This window comes from Marivirga tractuosa DSM 4126, assembly GCF_000183425.1.
Taxonomy (GTDB): Bacteria; Bacteroidota; Bacteroidia; order Cytophagales; family Cyclobacteriaceae; genus Marivirga; species Marivirga tractuosa.
In genome coordinates, this window is the sequence record NC_014759.1 from 1,060,406 (window position 1) to 1,079,625 (window position 19,220).

A 19,220-nucleotide genomic window follows, 5' to 3' on the forward strand; every position below is an offset into this window, starting at 1 on the left:
TAAGCTCACTGATTAATGTCTGACATGAGCACAGATTATTATTTTTGATGAATTTAAGAATGCGAGGTCACACAGTTATTTCTTCGTGAAACTTGGTGAAAAATCACCGTGCTCTTTGTTGCTAATATGGTTAAAATCAATCTTCTGTTAATTCGAATAGATGGGATTCAGGGAAAGTCACTATGTAGCTCTCCGCTACTTTAAATTCTGATGAAAGTGATTTTACTATGAGTTTTTGTTTTTTTAACAATCGAAACTGGTAGCGATAATAATTACCTACGAAAAGCTTTTCAGTAAGCTTCAAATTTAAATGGTACTTAGAATCATTCTCAGTACCGATCAAAATATTTTCACTCCAAATCCCCAATAATTTCTTTTGTCCTTTAGAAAGAGTGCCTTTTGGCAGAAGGTTTACTTCCCCTAAAATATTGGCAACTGAAATAAATTCAGGATTTTCGTAGATAACTTTAGGTGTACCACTCTTAATGATATCCCCATCTTTAAGGATATGAATAATATCAGCCAGGTAGAAAGCCTCATAGAGATTATGACTCACCAGGATAATGCTAGTATCCAATTCGTTTTTAACTTCTTTAATAGCATCTAAAAGTATTTGGCGAGTTGGAAAGTCAAGCTGTGTGAAAGGTTCATCAAGCAATAATACAGCTGGCTGAGTAGCCAATGCTCGAGCAATTGCTAATCTTTGTTTTTCCCCTCCTGATAATAACTCAATCTTATGCTCTTTTACTTCTTCTAAGCGCATAAGCTGCAACAATTGATTAATTTGTTGCTTAGCAAAATCTTCTTTAAAAGCTAAGAGCGCATCCTTTAAATTCTCAAGGACTGTACGATTATGCAGAAGATTGAAGTTTTGAGCTACATAAGCCAATTCTTCATGCCCGGCAACCAGGACTTCTTCAGGGTTATCTAATTCTTCTCCTTCAAAAAAGACCTTCCCACTATCAGTTGCTGTCAGTCCGGCTAAAATTTTCAGCAAAGTTGATTTTCCCTCACCGCTTTTACCCATCACCACATGGGTTTCACCTTCCTCTATTTTCAAATTAACTTTTGAAAGAATAGGCTTATCAAATGATTTGGAAATTTTACGACCTTCTAAAATAACTTTAGCCATGCAGTAAATTTAAATAGACTGATGATAGATATCTACAAACAAAAAAAGCGAACTGATGTTCGCTTCATTTTTATATCTGCAAAAAGAAAAGGAATTAATCCTCTTTCTTATCTTCTTTCTTTTTTGTTGCCTTCGGCTTATCTTCAGTTTTTGCTTCCTCTTTTTTAGGAGCTGCTTTCTTCTTAGGAGCTGCCTTTTTTGCTTTTGGAGCTTCCTCTTTCTTTTCAGCTTTAGCAGTATCTTCTTTCTTAGCAGCAGGTTTTTTCTTATCTGCTTTAGCGAATTCTGCTTTTATTGCTTCTACATCAACATTTTTGATAACAGGCTGTTGCTGTAATTTCTGAATGCTTTCCACTCTTTTCTTTGCTACTACCCTGTTTCTTCTTGCTTTTCTTTTAAGACTTGTTCCTGCCATGATTAGTTCTTTGTCAAAATTGGAATGCAAATGTAGGCTTATTGTTCATTTAATCAAAATATAAGTGAAATATATTTTAGTTAATTCAAAAGCATCCACCAAAAATATCAGCGAATACTTTTGAATGAATTATTAAGTCAGATTATCACTATTTACTTTGAGTTTCCTTCAGTATTTTCAGAATCTGACTCATCAGATTTATTCTTAACATATTTCTCCAACCACTCATGTTGCTCCCATAGCATGTGTAAAATGCTTTCTTTAGCACTATAGCCATGACTTTCTTTTGGAAGCATAACTAGACGAGCTGTAGCTCCTAAACCTTTTAAGGCATTGAAATATCGTTCGCTTTGCAGGGGATAAGTCCCTGAATTATTATCTGCCTTTCCATGGATTAATAATAGAGGAGTATTCATTTTATCAGCATGCATGAATGGCGACATATTGTAATAAGTCTCCGGTGAATCCCAGTAAGAACGCTCTTCACTCTGGAAGCCAAAAGGTGTTAAGGTTCTGTTGTAAGCACCACTTCTTGCAATTCCGGCAGCAAACAAATCAGAATGGGAAAGTAAATTTGCTACCATAAAAGCTCCATAGGAATGACCGCCAACCGCTACTCTATTTCGATCGATATAGCCCATTTCATCCACGGCATCAATAGCGGCTTTAGCATTATCCACCAATTGCTTTCGGAATGTATCATTCGGCTCTTCTTCCCCCTCTCCTACTATCGGAAAAGCTGCTCCATCTAACACCACATAACCTTGAGTTACCCAGTAAATCGGACTTCCATAGTAAGGATAGATAAATTCATTAGGATTAGATGTGTTTTGGCCTGCGCTGCTCTTATCTTTATACTCTCGAGGATATGCCCACAAAATCATCGGTTTCTTCTCCTTTTTAGATTTATCATAATCTACCGGCAAATAAAGTGTCCCATCTAATGAAAGTCCATCTTCTCTTTTGTAGTTAATCACTTCTTTATGCACATTTTGCATGCTTTTAAATGGATTCTCAAAAGATGTAATTTGCCTTAAATCATTCTTCTTTCTAATGTTCCGGAAATAATAATTTGGATAATCTGTTTTGGACTCTATTCTTACCAAAATAGTCCCTTTTTTCATATCAACCGAAGAATATAAATTCTCTAGTTTATCTGTATATCCTGACCTATAAAGTCGATTTGTCTTTTTAGTTTTTAAATCAATCTCATCAACAAATGGAAATTGTCCTTCGGGAGTATAACCATCCCCCATTAAAAAGGCTTTATTGCCATCCATTTCCAAAACATACTCATTAAATTCATTTTTAGTGGTCACAAAGCTACCAGGGTCATTATATTGATCCTGATAATTTCTGTCAAAAAGGATTTCTGGTTCCTGTTCATTATCCGATGGATTGAAAACATAAGCTTTCATATTTCTTGTATTCCACCAGTAATCGTGGGCAATGGCTATATCATCACTTCCCCATTGGATATATCGGTAACGATTGATTGTCTTTAATAATGGCTTACCTTCACCTTTAAATGGGGCTTCCAATTGATAAACTTCATCCCTATATTCCACTTCATTTTCAGGATCCCCCTCATCTAATGCTTTGGTATAAATCAATGTAGCAGGCTTATCATTTCGCCAGTTCATACTTCTTCTGCCCGTCCTGACCGACATAAAGCCTTTCGGTAAAACTTCCTGCAATGGAACATCATTCACCTGGTTTATAAAATTCCCTTCTATATCATATATATTGGTTTCATTAGGAAATCTATAGTAGGGCACGAGATAAGAAAATGGCGATTTAATTCTGCTCACCATCACATACTCTCCATTCGGGGAAATTGAAATATCGGAATACATGGCATTAGGCAGGAAATCAGTTGCATTTCCTTTCAAATCCAAGGAAACAATTTTAGACAAAGCCAACTGTTCAAAGTTAAATTCATCGTTCGGATTGCTCAATAAATCTTGATACGTTCTATTTTGCGCTTTTTCACCATCACTAATCGAAACTACAGGACCACTTGGTATAGCTTCATCAGTATCAATCAATTCTTTTCTATTATCAGGTAATACATTGATTAAAAGTCCTGAATTATCTTTTTTCCATTCAATCGGATTTCCCATGTTAGCATTCACTATGCCTTCCATTAATCGATTGGCTTTGCTTTCACTGATATTAAGAACCCATATCTCCACGCCAGTATGCGTAGTGTGCGTAAAAGCAATCATTTTTTGATCAGGCGACCAATTGAAATTTGCTAATCTTGGAGTTTCAGGTAGGCCTTCGACTTCTATTATTTTGTCCTTTAGCGCTTTTTTGGTTTTAATATCATTGTAGTAGCGGGTTCTGCTTCCAATGTTAGTCTTTGGATTTATTCGCAGCCCCCCTAGCCTTAATTCTTCTTCCGAGAGTTCAGCTATAGACTTATAAGGGTCTCTGTAAAGCAACACTACATTTTCTCCTTTTTTATCAATAAGGACAGACGGAGCTAAAGGAGCATTCACCAACTCTAATATCTCCTTAGGTGGTTTCTGATAATCTAAATTCTCTTGAGCTTGTAAATTCCAGCTGGCAGCTATCAACAGCAGTAGAATGAATACTTTTTTCATAATGATTAGTTTTGGGTTAAAAATTCGGATTTCATTTTGAACATGAGGCTTATGCCAATATAAAAATCCAACGATAACTGAAATTATACAAACCTTACCAAAATTACTAATCAGAACTACAGCAATGGTAGGAAATCCTCAATATCACTTAAAATTATTCTCTAAATAGCCCGAAAAGCTTCTTTTTACAATTGGCAATAATGTTTCTTCATAAGGATAGGGTTGCAAAGCCACCACACGAAAAGCTGAATAATTGCTAACCAATTTAATGTTCTTCAAAACTTGAATTTTCAGTTGCTCCAATGTTGTCCCAATGGACTTTTTAATTCTATCGATAAAGACCGTTTGAAGCCCTCTAACTTTTTCTTCGGCTGCTTCAAAAATTGAAATTCTGTACTGATAAATATGGTAAAAAGGATCATACTGCGGATCGATCAATAATAGACCTTCATTTTCCTCTAGGGCTTTAATGCCGACCGGTTCAATAATAAGTTGTTTCTCGACTTCATCGAAAATATTTTTTCCCACAGCAATATGCCCTTGTAGGCTGTCCATCGCAAAATCAACAATCTCTTCCAATTCCTTGAGCTGATCATCTTCATTCACTTTTGATTCAAAAAACAATCGGAAGTTCTTCAAATCAAGCTTAGTCAATTCTTTTGGGAATGATTTCCACAACTGTTGTTTACCAGCTTTCAATTGGGAAGCATTTTTATAGTGCATAATTAAATCAGCAAAAGAAGGGTAAAGCTTATGCTGGTCAAATGACTTAGCTACATGCTTCAAATAAGCTAAAAGAATATATTTCTTGTATTCAAAATCCAAAGTGCCGCTAGTTATCCAATCGTCCGCCAATTTTTCCATATTATTATAAATTTTACTTAAAATGACATAGAAATATAACTAAAATCTGTCAAAAGTTCACAAAGGAAATTACGAATAATATTACATGACAATTTTAACTGAAAAAGTCTGCAATTTTGACACGCTTTTACAAGTGGCACATTTAATGTAAGCTGCAACACAGATTATTAACAAAATCAACATTTAAATTATAACTAAAATGTCTAACGTATCATTTAAACCAAACGAGGATAGGGTTCTAGTAGAACCAGCTCCTGTAGAAGAAAAAACAGCTTCTGGTATCATTATTCCTGACACTGCAAAAGAAAAACCACAACAAGGTAAAGTAGTTGCAGTTGGACCTGGAAAAGATGATGCTCCTGTAACCGTTAAGGTTGGTGATTCTGTATTATACGGCAAGTATTCGGGTACAGAATTTACACTTGAAGGTAAAGAGTATTTAATTATGAGAAATTCCGACATTTTCGGTACTATTTAATCAAAAAATTAACTAAAACATTATAAAACTATGGCAAAGGATATTTCATTTGACCTAAAAGCTAGAGACGGCTTGAGAAAAGGCGTTGACAAATTAGCGAACGCAGTAAAAGTAACCTTAGGACCAAAAGGTAGAAACGTTATCATCGACAAGAAATTCGGTGCTCCGACCGTAACTAAAGATGGTGTTTCAGTAGCTAAAGAAATCGAATTGAAAGATGCAATTGAAAACATGGGCGCTCAGCTTGTGAAAGAAGTTGCTTCTAAAACTGCTGACGAAGCAGGTGATGGTACTACAACTGCAACTGTATTAGCTCAATCTATTTTCAAACACGGTTTGAAAAACGTTACTGCGGGTGCCAATCCAATGGACTTGAAAAGAGGTATTGAGAAAGCAGTGAAAGTTGTTGTTGAGAACTTAAGAAAACAATCTAAGGACATCTCTAACAGCAACGAAATTGAGCAAGTTGGTACAATTTCAGCAAATAACGATGCCACTATCGGTAAAATGATTGCCGAAGCAATGGACAAAGTTGGAAAAGACGGTGTAATCACTGTTGAAGAAGCTAGAGGTACTGAAACTGAAGTAAAAACTGTAGAAGGTATGCAGTTTGACAGAGGATACCAGTCTCCATATTTCGTGACTAATACGGAGAAAATGGAAGCGGAATTAGATAATCCTTATATCTTAATTTATGATAAGAAAATTGGTAGTATGAAAGAATTGCTTCCAATTTTGGAAGCGGTTTCGCAGACAGGTAAGCCATTATTAATTATCTCTGAAGAAGTAGAAGGTGAAGCTTTAGCTACTTTGGTGGTAAACAAAATAAGAGGTTCTTTAAAAATTGCTGCTGTTAAAGCTCCAGGCTTTGGTGACAGAAGAAAAGCAATGTTAGAAGATATTGCCATCTTAACTGGTGGTACTGTAATTTCTGAAGAAAGAGGCTATAAATTAGACGGTGCTACTTTAGAATATTTAGGTACTGCTGAGAAAATAACTATCGACAAAGACAATACTACTATTGTTAATGGTGCCGGTAAAAAAGAAGATATCCAAGCGAGAGTGAGTCAAATCAAATCTCAAATGGAGAACACTACTTCTGATTACGACAAAGAAAAATTACAAGAGCGTTTGGCTAAGTTGTCTGGCGGTGTAGCTATTCTTTACATAGGTGCTGCTACAGAAGTAGAAATGAAGGAAAAGAAAGATAGAGTTGATGATGCTTTACATGCTACAAGAGCTGCAGTTCAAGAAGGAATTGTTGCTGGTGGTGGTATCGCTTTATTAAGAGCTATCAAGTCACTTGACAAAGTAGATGTTGAAAACGAAGATCAAGAAACAGGTGTGAACATCATCAGATTAGCTCTTGAATCTCCTCTAAGAACCATAGTTGAAAATGCAGGTCAAGAAGGATCTGTAATCATCAACAAAGTATTAGAAGGAAAAGATGATTATGGATATAATGCACGAACAGGTAAATTTGAGAATTTATTTAAAGTAGGTGTGATTGACCCAACTAAAGTAACACGTTTAGCCCTTGAAAATGCAGCTTCTATCTCAGGATTGTTGTTAACTACCGAATGTGTAGTAGCAGACGAAGAGGAAGAAGACAATGGCGGTGGCATGCAAGGTGGCGGAATGCCAGGCGGCATGGGCGGAATGGGTGGAATGATGTAATTCCTCCAAATTTCAAAGAAGAAAATTAAGGCTTTGTCGATTGACAAAGCCTTTTTTGTTTTTTTATTCTAAAAAAGTATAGCTTTACAATAAATATAACTAAGAAATGGATAAGCATCATATTTTTAAGAATTACGAAAGCTTTATATTATTCTTACTGATTCATGTAGGAAGTTCAGATTACAGCCTTAAAGGATCTGAAATTGAGGTTATTCTATCCAAAATGGAAGATTACTTCCCCGATATTGACGATATGGATCAACTCAGATCAAAATTCGTGTCACTAAAAGATGAATATGAAGAGTTGTCTGATTCTGATATAAATCATATCATCTATCACAACTACCTGCATTACAAAAATGACCGTATCAATGCCAATAGAATCTTAAATGATTTGCAAGAAGTAATCATGGCAGATGGGTTTATCCACGATATGGAAACCAAAACCATTGAAGCTATCAAGAAATTATTAAATATAAGAGAAACAGATCTATAAAGATTTTAAAGCAAATACATTACCGCTATAAAATGTGTTATGGTGCCTATCAGGACAAAAACATGCCAAATGGCGTGAGCATAATGCATTTTATGGTTAGTGTAAAAAATGGTCCCAAGCGTATAGCTCAGGCCTCCACCAATTAACAGCAGTAAAACTGTAGTTGACAATTGTTCATAAAGTGGTTTAGCAATAAAAATTGCAATCCAGCCCATTCCGAGATATAGAATCAGTGAGAGTTTTGGAAATCGATGGGTGAAAAATATTTTAAAAACAGTACCGAATAAAGCTATTCCCCAAACAATCCCAAACATCACCCAGCCCATTGTACCTCCTATACCTAATATTAAGAAAGGTGTGTAGGTACCAGCTATCAGAAAATAAATGCTGATATGATCGAAAACCCTAAGGATAGCTTTGGTCTTTTGATGTTGAATGGCATGGTAGAGTGTAGAAAAAGTATACATCAATAAAAATGCTCCACCAAAAAAGCTACTACTTATTATATGCAAAACACTCCCTTCCAGAACTGAAAATGTAATTAATAAGGAAATGGCTACTACACTAAACAAAATACCGAAGCCATGAGTTAAGCTATTGGCTAATTCCTCTTCTATAGTTTGGGGTCTTTTCAAAATTTAACAATTTTAATTGAACTAAAAGTAAATCTAATCGCTTTTTATTGGAAGAACATAAGTTACCTGATTTTATTAAAAAATAGTTATTTTGAAAGCTTTTTGGTAGCTTTGTTGTCTTTCAAAGCTAGGCTGACCATTTGCATCTATCTAAAAAGATACCTTCCCATGGTTATTCCCCTTTGAATCCCTAAATAAATGGGATTTTTACATTCAAGTAAAATACTTGTCTTACACTACTAATTTAAACCCTACTTTATGGCAAGATCACAAAATAGCTTTATCAAAAAACAAAAAGAGAAAAAGCGCATGAAGAAAAAAGAAGAGAAGCAAGAGAAGAAAGAAATGCGCAAAGAGCAATCCAAAGGCGGGGCTCTTGACGACATGATTGCTTATGTTGATGATTACGGAAACATACTAGATAGCCCACCAGAAGAACCTAAGAAAGACAAGAAGAAAGAAAAAGAAGAGAATTCTGAAAACAAAGAGAATTAATTCTTATAAAGTTACTACCCCGTAAAAATCAAAAGGCGAGCTTAAACTCGCCTTTGGGGTGATAATGACGGTATTTCGTCATTAATCCTACCTCTTGATAACGTTTGGGAAAAAACTCTCCCGACTCGTTAATATGAATGTAAACATTCTATTCGATAGTTACAAGCGTACTCATCATTATTTTTATATAATTTCCACCGGCATTTTTTGAGTTTCATGGCAAGATGAATTAAATAGCATCTTATTTTATTTTTTAAGACAACTGAAATAGTATATGAAAAAAGAATGTCCTTCATGTGCCATGATGATCGAAAATGATGCTCAGGTCTGCCCTATCTGCAAGTATGAGTTTCCTAGAAGAGGCTATCAAAACAAATTAAAATGGATAGCAGTTTTACTGGCATTGCTTTTTTTATTGGTCATCTTACTTTAAAATTAAAAACCATGAAAACAGAATTTCCTTTTGCTATCATCAATGTATTTTCAAAAGCAAAAATTAATGCCCTAGGAAATCCATCTGCTGTAATTTTACTTGACAGAGATTTATCTGATGAAAAATTACAATCCATTGCCACAGAATTGCATCAACCCGCCACCACTTTTTTATGGGAGACGGCTGAGGAAAATGAATTTCGAATTCGATGGTTTGCGCCTGATGCAGAAATTGGTTTATGTGGGCATGGTGCCATGGCAGCATCTGTTTTTTTATCAGACCATTATCCTGAAAAACTTAAAAAAGATTTTAGATTGATTAAAGGAGACACAGTTATTGAAGCTGGAAAAGACTCCGAAAATACGCATTTTGTTATTTTAGAAAACATCAAAAGAAGTGAAAATCAAACTTCACCTGAAGGTTTAGAAAAAGCCTTGGGCCAGAAAATAGTTGAGTATTACCCTACTGAAAACAAAGATATTGTAGTACTGGAAAGTGAAGAGATTCTTGCCAACATGAAACCTGATTTTGAAGCCTTAAGAAAAATAGATGTATTTGGCTATTCAGTTACCGCAGCTTCATCACAAGAGGATGACTTTGTCTGCAGAACACTTGTTCCTCATGTACAGCAATTAGAAGATCATGCAACAGGATCAACTCAAGCAGTATTGGTTGATTATTGGGCAAGTAAGTTAGGTAGATCTAATCTGGAATCAAGGCAGTTAAGCCCCAGAGGTGGTTACTTTAATGTCATTCATACTACCGAAAATTTCAGATTAATTGCTCAATCTTATTACACCATAAAAGGAACTTTTTACTTAAATTAGAGATTCAAAATACAGTAAAATCACTAGAATATCATTTTACAATGAAAAACATATCATTCTATATTTTCCTTAGCGGGATCATTATATTTTCATCTTGTAGAAACAAGGACCCAGAGCCTGAAAAGTTTGATAATGGCACTAATGAGTATGTAAATAATTGGATTTACGAGAATATGAACCTTTACTATTATTGGACTGATGACCTACCTGATAAGAACATCAATGGAGAAAACCCTGAAGATTTTTTCTATGGCTTGCTGTCCAATCAAGATCGCTTTTCATGGATTCAACCTAATTTTCAAGAATTACTAAACTCACTACAAGGAATTACCTTAGAATCAGGCTATGAATTTATTCTATATAATGACAGTGAAAATGCAAATGGTGTAATTGGCCAAATCGCATATGTAAAAAAAGGCTCACCAGCTGAGAATGCAGGACTCAAAAGAGGAGATAAATTTACCAAGATAAATAGTACGAATTTAACGCTAGATAATTACAGTGACTTATTGGGAAATATTAGTCAAAATCATAGTTTAACTATCGAGAGATATAATTTCCAAAATGAATCCTTCGAAGAAATAGGTGATTTTGATTTAAGCGCTATACAATTTGCTGAAAATCCGAACCACCTTGACACTGTCTATACAAGAAACGGTAAAAAAATTGGCTACTATGTATACAATCTATTCTCAGTAGGTACAGATGCAGATAGTGCAGCTTATGCAATTGAAATGGATGAGATTTTCGCAAATTTCAAGTCAGAAGGTATTGATCACCTAGTTTTAGATTTAAGATACAATAGCGGGGGTGCCGAAAGAGCTACAATCAATCTTGCTAGCTTAATTGGATCTAATATTTCGGATCAGGATGTTTTTGTAAAAAGAGAATATAACGAAGAATTAAAGCAGGCACTAATTAATGAGTACGGAGAGGAATCATTGAACAGAAGATTTATAAACAAAACCTCAAACATAGGAAATGATCTCCAAAGCCCTCAGCTTACAGTTTTGACCTCCTCAAGGACCGCTTCCGCCTCTGAGCTTTTGATCAATGGCCTAGATCCTTTTATGGAAACTTTTATTATTGGTGATACAACAGTAGGCAAAAATGTTGGTTCAACTAGTTTTTATGAAGATGATAATCCTGAAAACAATTGGGGTATGCAACCCATAATCACAAAATCTTTCAATAGTCTTAATCAATCAGATTATGACTTAGGATTTTACCCTGATATTCCTTTAAAAGATAATGATCTGGTAAAATTGCAGTTGGGAGATGTAAATGAAAAATTATTAAAGGAGGCTTTAATTTATTTGGCAGGCTCAGATGAAGCAAGTAGGACTTTAAGCTATCAAGCTATACCCTCAAAGGATATAATTGGGAGCATGGAATTAAAAAGAAGATTTGGTATTTACGACATCGATTTGAGCAACTGATGCTCATTTAAAACAACGAAAGGAGGTATAGTCGACTACACCTCCTTTCTTTATTATTGCATGGGTTTTATTACAAATCCTCAGCTAAAGGTTCAATATCAAAATCCATATCCAACGAATCTCTGAAATCCTCAATCTCCTCACCCATTTCTTCATCACCTTCTACGAAATTCCAAATGATTTTCAATTTAGTACCCTTATCCTCCATGTTCTTCAACTCCATTAATAAATCAAACAAACATTTAGAGGAGGATGTATTGAAATATTTCAAATATATATTTACATCTAATTTTTCCGGATTCTTGTCACCGAAAGCTTTAAGCTTAGATCTTAACATAGTGAAAAGCATTACAACGTCATCATCATAAGATTTCCCCTTTAGTTGAAGCGTTGCATTCTCTTCATCAAATCTAACGTAAGGTGCAGCTTCTTTAGCCGGAATTTCTAATACACTCATTAAACACGTATTTTTAGTTTTTCTCCAACAATTATAACGATTATTGTGATCAAATCTTTGAAAAAACTTCAACATGTAATAATATTTCGATTAATTTAACTTTTTAATCGATTATTAATGTTTTGTTGTTTAAACAAATATTTAAGTTTAGATTTAATTTATGAATGCGAAACATCACATTGACAACAACTTATACAAAAGTAAACTTAGCAACACGTTTAGTTTACAGTATTTCTTAAATACGATAAGTATTTTGTGTCTTACATCTATATTTTTATTTGGAACATACAAAATTTTCAATGCAGATGCAGCCTACCTAGGAGGAATTTTAGTTTTAGTGATTTTAAGCTTGTTTAGAAATAAAGTTAAAAGCAAACCCTATTCATACATCAGACCAAAAGTAAGTCAATTTCTATTTTCAAACCTTTTTAATTTATTTAATGTAATATTTAGTGCTTTATGCCTAATTATCATTTATATCAATGTTCAAGGTAGTAGCTTGGTTTTTGAATTTAGTAGCCTAGGTTCGGTAATTTTCATGATGGGTTTACCAGTTGGTTTTTTCTTTTGGATTTCTTTTACAAGAACAGATGAAAAAGCAAAATTAGGCATCGTAAATAGTAAAAGACATGAAACATTTAAATCCTATGAAATATATTTCATTATTATTACGATTGCTTGTTTTGGAATTTTATATGATTTTTTACCGCAAACGATCAATTACCTTCTCTTTTTGCCCATTCTTCTATTAGTGATAATATCAATACTAAATTTCCTTTTTCACAATGCCCAGCATAAGCTGCTACTGAAATTTATTGCTGCTATCGGCAAAAAGGATTTAGAAAAAGATCAAGAGCATATCAGTTTATTAAATGTATATGAAAAAAAGCCTTACAAATTATCTAAGTTATTGAAAGAGAACTTCCTTACTGCTCCTTTAAATGAACAGTATTATGTTTTATATACTTTAAAAAGAATATCTGCAATAGATGAAATTGAAAACATTGAACTACTAATTGAAAAAACCGACTCTTCAAATGAAATACATTCAGTTCTGACAGATATTAGTAAATACCTTAAAAGTATTAAAGACCAAATTGACGAAATTAAAAATCCATACGAATACATTGAGCAATCCAATGACTTAGCAGTTATCAAAGGCCTAATAAGAAAACAAATAATTACCCCTGACCGAAACTTCATTATCAAATTACTAAATGACAATAGATTATCTGTAAAAAAACCTGCCTGCATAGTAGCTGGTTATCAGGATGACATTAATATCATTTCAATACTAATAGAACATCTTGAAAAGCCAGAGTTAAGTTTATGGGCACAATTAGCATTGGAAAATATCGGTGAAAAAAGCATTAAATATATTGAAATCGAATTTTCAAAAAGAAAAGAAAATTTGCTTTTTGTAGAATCCTGCTTTGCTCTTTTATGCAAAATCAATGCTGAAGTTGCTCATCAAATATTATTTAACTCTTTAAATGAAACCAATAGTAATATCCGCAAAATTGCTGCAAAGAAAATCATCATAAATAATGTTAAGGTAACTGAAAAACACAGAACCTATTTTGCAAAACTATTTGACGACCTTATTATCACCTTATTGAGTAATGATTATCTCATACAACAAATGGAATTGAGAAATGAGAGCTTCAAAATGTTAAAGAAAGCAATTGAAAATGAAAATAAAGAAGCACTATATATCATTATCAATATCCTAAAGCTGTACTACAGTGCTGCGGCAATTGATGAAATTTTTGCGAACTACAGTAATAGAAATACAGAAAGTCATGCTATAGCCAATTGCTTAATTGACTTAGTGATAATTGATAATTTATCCGTTCATAATAAGATTAAAATATTATTCTCTCCTAAGGAAAAAGCATTGTTGGAATTTCTACAAGAAGAATTTCCTGAAACCACTTTACAACCTAATTTTGAATCAGAGGAACAACTTATTTGGGGAATTCTAAACAAAGAGTACGATCAAATAAACAGTTGGACAAGAGCCTGTACAATAAATATATTGCAATATGCTTTCAAAGAAGACATCCCCTTTGAACTTGCATCTGAGTTTTTGAATGAGAATAAATTATTGAAAGAAACGGCTGCAGTTAATATTTATAAAAACTTACCTGAATTTTATACAATTTTCCTAAAAAGACTACCTGCTAATGAAGCGACAAAAATAGATTATATAATAAGATCTAATTTTGATGTTGTACAACAAAAACAGATTTATCATGACAATTTACTTTTGTTTGATAAAATCGATTTCCTAATTTCAATTCCGTATCTAAATAAATTATCTGTAGCAGAACTATTAAATTTTCATGAATATTTTGAGGTAAGAGTATTAAAGGCTGGTGAACACCATATTTCATTGCAAAAAGAATTCAATTTGGGTTATTGGATAATACAGCACGGCAATGCTTCCTATTCAAAAGATGGAATTAACTATAACGAGTATAAAAAAAGAGATATCATTAAAGTGTCTGATCACGAAAGCCCAACTGAAAATGTATACTTTAATTTAGAGGAAGATGTAAGGTTTTTAATTGTTGATGAAGTAATATTGCTTAATATTATTATAGGATATGAGAAGATTATCCAAAAATATTTAGAAGAATTGCCTAAAAAGAGTGAAATTATGAATGGAAAAACCCTTAATAAAGAAGCAGCTTGAAAGTAACTAATAAACATATTGGCATACTAGTTTTTTTATTGCTTTCGGCAAATATTGCCTTTAGTCAAAACCAGCAATATGATTCATTCTCACCTAGTGATTTCTTTGGAGAAAAAGAATTTCTGTCTGCTAGCCAAGATCAATTTTTAAACATATATTTTAAGACTAAGAGTGAAGTTTTGAAATTTGATGGTTCGGAATTTTCTCGAATTAAACTTCCTATTAAATATGAAGACCTGAATAAGATATATGCTTTTAAGGATAAGCTTTTCTTTTCTGACAACAATAAAACCTACTTCCTTAATTTACTAAATGACAGTGTCAATGTGGTTTGGGACCAAGCTGCAATTCAGTTCCAACAAAATGAAGATCAACTATGGATCCTGTCTAAAACAGAATTAATAAAGCTAGGAACTAATTTAGACCTGCCAGAGGTAGTTTATTCAAATGAAAAAAATGAAGAGTTCTATAGTTTTCATATAGGCCAAATTAATACTGTTATAGGGCACAGCAATGGTTTAACTGTATTAGTCGAGGGAAGAAGTCCTGCAAGCATTGGCACATTCCTTTCAAATCCATCAAAGATTATTTCTGTTGATTCAAATACTTATATTCATAACGAAAATGCAGTCTTTAATTATGCAAATGGAAGAATTACAAGGTTGTTTAAAAACGACATTGCCATTATAGATTTTTTTGTTGATGATTTTGGTAAAATATGGTCTGTAGATTCAGACGGTAAACTTTGGGTAGATAACGGAATTGATACCAAATCATTAGCTAGTATAATACCTAATGAAATTATAACAGTTAATAAGTTGTTTAATGACAAGGAAAACAACCTCTGGATTCTAGGAAAGAATAAACTGTTGAAGATTGTTCAAAACAACCCTTTTTCAAGAATAGTACAAAAAGAAATAATAGACCTTTTTGTTGGCGAAAAAGGAACACTCTTAGCTAGTTCTAAAGAATTGACTTACTACAATATTTATAATAAAGAAATCACTTTTAAAATTCCCGAGCAAGAAATTCCAGTCAACAATATTCAAGCGTTTGAATTAGATAATACTTGGATAATCTCCTTCAATAAGAATATTTATAGTTGGAAAACTGGTGATTCAGATCTATCCCTAATCCGAAAAAACAGTAATTTTATTCCCTTTACTTATTACACTAATGATTCTCTCATTGCTTACAATCAAAGAGGAGATATATTTTATGTAGATAAGAATGTATCTCCTGTTCAACAAATCAAAACATTGAATTCTGCCAAAAAACTTGATTTATCATTAGATAAAATCATCACAGTAAACAATCAAAATATTGTATCGACATTAAACGTGGCAACTCAAAAAGTAAAGTCCATATCGTTACCAGATTCACTTTCAGTAACCAATCTAATATCAGCGAGTGAGGGACTTTGGTATTTTAATGAAAAGGAGATTTACTTTATAAGTGAATTAGGAGAAATTACACAGATGCCTATTTCCCAATATAATTTACTACAAGGCAAGGTAATTATTAAGATATTCGATGACCGTGATGGTAATTTGTGGATTTCTACTAAAAACCAATTACTAAGACTACCAATAACGTTTAATGAAGATAAAATAAGTAGCAGAAATCCTATTGCTTATAATAAGAATGACTTTTTGCTTTCCACCTTTTTCTTAGATGTTAAAAAAGATCCTACAGGAACATTATGGTTTACTCATCCCAATGGCATTTCATTATTTAATCCACTCAAGGAAATACCAAATCTAGTAGCCCCTGGTATATCTGTTGAAAAAGCATATTCCTACACGCTAGATGAATTTAAAAACCCAGTAGATACAATTAATTTATTAGATAATAAAGCCCGCATAGAAAAAGATGCAATTGTAGTGATTGAAGCAAGAGTAATCAATCATTTAAAAAATGACAAGGCACAAATATCATACAGTAATATTATTAACAGCCAATCTGAAAGGAGTATAGCATCAGGAGAGAAAATAATTTTGACTGACTTTGAAGATGGCAGAAATGCTATAGAAATTAAAGCTGTAAACAGTGATGGTATAGAAAGTGTAAATAAAGAAATAGTAAACATGACGGTAATCCCTCCTATTTGGAAGAGGAATTGGTTTTATATCAGTGGTGGTCTTTCACTCTTATTATTGGGTTTTATCGGATACAAAACTGTTATCGGTCTTAAAAATAGTCGTGCAAAGGAGCTAGAAGAGGAATTGCAAAAAGGATTGGAGGATTTAGAAAAGAAATCCCATTTGCAAGTGCTAAAAGCTGAACGCTTAAAACAATTAAATGAACTAATTACTTCTCAAAAAGGAGAGCTAGAGAAAAAGAATACTCAAATAGAATCGCAGAAATATGAACTTTCACTAACAAATCAGCAGATTAAAAAACAAAAAGACTTACTAGAAGAAACCAGTAGCAAGTTAAAATCAAGCATCAATTATGCGAAAAGAATACAAAATGCATTGATGAGCACCGAAGTAGAAATCAAAAAAGCTTTTCAAGAAAGCTTTGTTTACTTTTTACCTCGAGATGTGGTTAGTGGTGACTTCTTTTGGTTTAATAAAGCATATAATGACAAAAATGAGGAATTACATATTCTAGCTGCTGTAGATTGTACAGGTCATGGAGTTCCAGGAGCAATTGTAAGTGTGGTAGGGATGAACCTATTAAACAACATTACCAAGTTGAAGAAAATATATGATCCAGGTCAAATACTGACTGAAATGAACCACGACATCATTGCTGATTTGAGGCAGGACGAGACCCAGGTAAATGATGGTATGGACATGACCATTGTCACTTACAACACTGAAACTAAACAACTCTATTTTGCTGGTGCTAAAAACCCTCTCATGTATGTGGAAGATGGGGAACTAATTAGAATTAAAGGTGACAAATATGCCATTGGAGGTCAACAAAGAGGGGCTGACCGATATTTCCAAACCCATCATTTAGATTTAACAGATAACAAAAAACGAAGTTTTTACCTTTTCTCAGATGGATATCAAGATCAATTCGGTGGAGAAAAGGGATTCAAATATCTAACTGGCAATTTCAAGAAATTATTAGTCAATATTCACGATAAAGAAGTATTGGAACAAAAGACGATATTGCACGAAGAAATTGAAGATTGGAAATCAGGCTATCATCAAACTGATGATATTTTAGTGATTGGATTTAAACTATGAGCAAAAAAAACTACCATATCATCATCAAATTTACGCCTAATGACAATATTTCGGCAGCCGATCAGCAGAAGGGCTGGGTGGACTATTTTGCTGATTTTTTAAAAGCGGGAATAAATTATCAATTGAAAAATAAAGTTGACATCACTTATAAAAGTGAACTAGACTTGATTACAAAAAATGATTTTGACAATGCCAATTTAATTTTCTATGTCCTCTCTCCTGCTATGGTATTTGCATCAAATATTAATCAGGACTCAGCAGAGCTTGAACAAGCCTATAATTTTGACATCCCTTTGATAAACTCAAAAATAAAAAAAGTTTTCAAAGCACCAGTTAATATTGCTGATCTACCCTTATCTTTATCAACGCCAACATATTATCGATTTTATGATCATGGCATACTGAATGAAGAAGACTATCAAACTTTTGAAGGTTGGAATAAATTCCAAGACAATGAAAATTATTGGAAAGTCTTTGCTGACGTCCTCTTAGACACTTTAAAAATATTAGGTGGACAAGAAACTCTTATTAAGAACACTGTTTTTATTTCGGATAAAAATAAAAGTTATTACGAAGCAAGAAACACCATAAAAAGAGAATTGAAGGCTTATGAAACAGAAATATTTCCAGATGAAGATTTTTCCATTGAAGCTAATTATATGGAAGACCCAGAACTGTTTTATTTGAAAAAATGTAACATGGCATTACATTTCCCTGATGAATTTATTGATTTAACAAATGAAGAAAAAAGGACAGCATTTAATAAATTACCATCTCTAAGAAGATTGATCTGGTTTAATCCAGCTGAAGGATTAAAACCCGAAAAGAAAGCGAAATATAATGAGTTGAAAGTACAACTTAAGCCCTATCAAAATATAGAAGCTGTTGAAACTACAATTGAAGAATTAAAAGACATTATTAAGGACAACCTTCATAAGATAAATCAATCAATTGAACTAAAGGAAGAATCCTTAAAGAAAATTATTTACATAATTTCTGATACTAGAATAGAAGGTGCAAGTATAAAGGAATTAAATCAGGACAAATCAATTGAAGAAAATTTTGAATTAAAAATAATAGATTTTGTAGAAAATGTTACCGAATACAGACATTTGCATTATGAACTATTGCGAAATGCAGATTATTTCATTATTCTCTACTTCAAAAACAATCTACCATGGTTAAACTCAATGTCTTCTGAAATCAGAAAGGCTCCGGGTTTTAGAAATGATAAAGACATACTGGGTAAGTATATTATCTATGGACAACAAGCAAAAATAGTTAGAGAAAATTTTGAAAGTTTTAATTTAGTTGAAAAAGAAAAGCCTGACCAAATAATGGGGATTATTAAGAAACTATAGT

General features: G+C 33.1%; 16 protein-coding genes. 10 read left to right on the top strand and 6 right to left on the bottom strand.

The features are described from left to right. Positions 1-136: 136 nt before the first annotated feature. The 4 genes from FTRAC_RS04315 to FTRAC_RS04330 form a co-directional block, all read right to left on the bottom strand. Positions 137-1,132 (bottom strand): ABC transporter ATP-binding protein, encoded by a 996-nt coding sequence (locus FTRAC_RS04315; protein WP_013453009.1) that lies wholly within the window; start codon positions 1,130-1,132, stop codon positions 137-139. 94 nt (positions 1,133-1,226) lie between these two features. After that, entirely contained in the window at positions 1,227-1,547 is a 321-nt protein-coding gene (locus FTRAC_RS19165; protein WP_049784025.1) for a hypothetical protein, read from the bottom strand. Positions 1,548-1,699: 152 nt separating this feature from the next. Continuing rightward, on the bottom strand, positions 1,700-4,156 hold the full coding sequence (locus FTRAC_RS04325) for a S9 family peptidase (protein WP_013453011.1): 2,457 nt from the start codon (positions 4,154-4,156) through the stop codon (positions 1,700-1,702). 144 nt (positions 4,157-4,300) lie between these two features. Next, a complete protein-coding gene (locus tag FTRAC_RS04330) occupies positions 4,301-5,020 on the bottom strand; it encodes a hypothetical protein (protein WP_013453012.1) in 720 nt (239 codons plus the stop codon). A gap of 199 nt (positions 5,021-5,219) precedes the next feature. On the opposite strand from FTRAC_RS04330, the gene FTRAC_RS04335 reads away from it, so the two are divergent. From FTRAC_RS04335 to FTRAC_RS04345, 3 genes are all read left to right on the top strand, one after another. Next, on the top strand, positions 5,220-5,498 hold the full coding sequence (locus tag FTRAC_RS04335) for a co-chaperone GroES (protein ID WP_013453013.1): 279 nt from the start codon (positions 5,220-5,222) through the stop codon (positions 5,496-5,498). 30 nt (positions 5,499-5,528) lie between these two features. Then, a complete protein-coding gene (gene groL, locus FTRAC_RS04340) occupies positions 5,529-7,175 on the top strand; it encodes a chaperonin GroEL (RefSeq protein WP_013453014.1) in 1,647 nt (548 codons plus the stop codon). Positions 7,176-7,281: 106 nt separating this feature from the next. After that, a complete protein-coding gene (locus FTRAC_RS04345) occupies positions 7,282-7,671 on the top strand; it encodes a tellurite resistance TerB family protein (RefSeq protein WP_013453015.1) in 390 nt (129 codons plus the stop codon). A 5-nt stretch (positions 7,672-7,676) separates the two neighbouring features. Here the strand turns inward: FTRAC_RS04345 and trhA are convergent, their stop codons facing one another. After that, positions 7,677-8,306 carry a PAQR family membrane homeostasis protein TrhA gene (gene trhA, locus FTRAC_RS04350; RefSeq protein WP_013453016.1) on the bottom strand — a complete coding sequence of 210 codons (630 nt, stop codon included), beginning with the start codon at positions 8,304-8,306 and terminating at the stop codon, positions 7,677-7,679. A gap of 258 nt (positions 8,307-8,564) precedes the next feature. On the opposite strand from trhA, the gene FTRAC_RS04355 reads away from it, so the two are divergent. The 4 genes from FTRAC_RS04355 (at position 8,565) to FTRAC_RS04365 (ending at position 11,500) form a co-directional block, all read left to right on the top strand. Further along, positions 8,565-8,801 carry a hypothetical protein gene (locus tag FTRAC_RS04355; RefSeq protein WP_013453017.1) on the top strand — a complete coding sequence of 79 codons (237 nt, stop codon included), beginning with the start codon at positions 8,565-8,567 and terminating at the stop codon, positions 8,799-8,801. A 274-nt stretch (positions 8,802-9,075) separates the two neighbouring features. Continuing rightward, entirely contained in the window at positions 9,076-9,234 is a 159-nt protein-coding gene (locus FTRAC_RS19680; protein ID WP_148230039.1) for a DUF2116 family Zn-ribbon domain-containing protein, read from the top strand. An 11-nt stretch (positions 9,235-9,245) separates the two neighbouring features. Beyond that, positions 9,246-10,061, top strand: coding sequence for a PhzF family phenazine biosynthesis protein (locus FTRAC_RS04360; RefSeq protein ID WP_185094430.1), 816 nt, complete (start codon positions 9,246-9,248; stop codon positions 10,059-10,061). 41 nt (positions 10,062-10,102) lie between these two features. Next, positions 10,103-11,500, top strand: coding sequence for a S41 family peptidase (locus tag FTRAC_RS04365; RefSeq protein ID WP_013453019.1), 1,398 nt, complete (start codon positions 10,103-10,105; stop codon positions 11,498-11,500). Between the two features lie 70 nt (positions 11,501-11,570). On the opposite strand, the gene FTRAC_RS19170 is transcribed toward FTRAC_RS04365, so the two are convergent. Beyond that, entirely contained in the window at positions 11,571-11,957 is a 387-nt protein-coding gene (locus FTRAC_RS19170; protein ID WP_013453020.1) for a DUF1987 domain-containing protein, read from the bottom strand. A 160-nt stretch (positions 11,958-12,117) separates the two neighbouring features. On the opposite strand from FTRAC_RS19170, the gene FTRAC_RS04375 reads away from it, so the two are divergent. Genes FTRAC_RS04375 through FTRAC_RS04385 form a run of 3 tightly spaced genes read left to right on the top strand, consistent with a single transcriptional unit; the run spans position 12,118 to position 19,219 of the window. Further along, positions 12,118-14,655, top strand: a complete 2,538-nt coding sequence (locus tag FTRAC_RS04375) for a hypothetical protein (RefSeq protein WP_013453021.1) — start codon at positions 12,118-12,120, stop codon at positions 14,653-14,655. Further along, positions 14,652-17,858: a SpoIIE family protein phosphatase gene (locus FTRAC_RS04380; protein WP_013453022.1), complete on the top strand. Its 3,207-nt coding sequence runs from the start codon at positions 14,652-14,654 to the stop codon at positions 17,856-17,858. Before FTRAC_RS04375 ends, FTRAC_RS04380 begins: the two co-directional genes overlap by 4 nt. Next, the gene (locus FTRAC_RS04385; RefSeq protein WP_013453023.1) at positions 17,855-19,219 is read left to right on the top strand and encodes a hypothetical protein; all 1,365 of its coding nucleotides are present in this window, start codon (positions 17,855-17,857) and stop codon (positions 19,217-19,219) included. The genes FTRAC_RS04380 and FTRAC_RS04385 overlap by 4 nt, the downstream gene beginning before the upstream one ends. Position 19,220 lies beyond the last annotated feature (1 nt).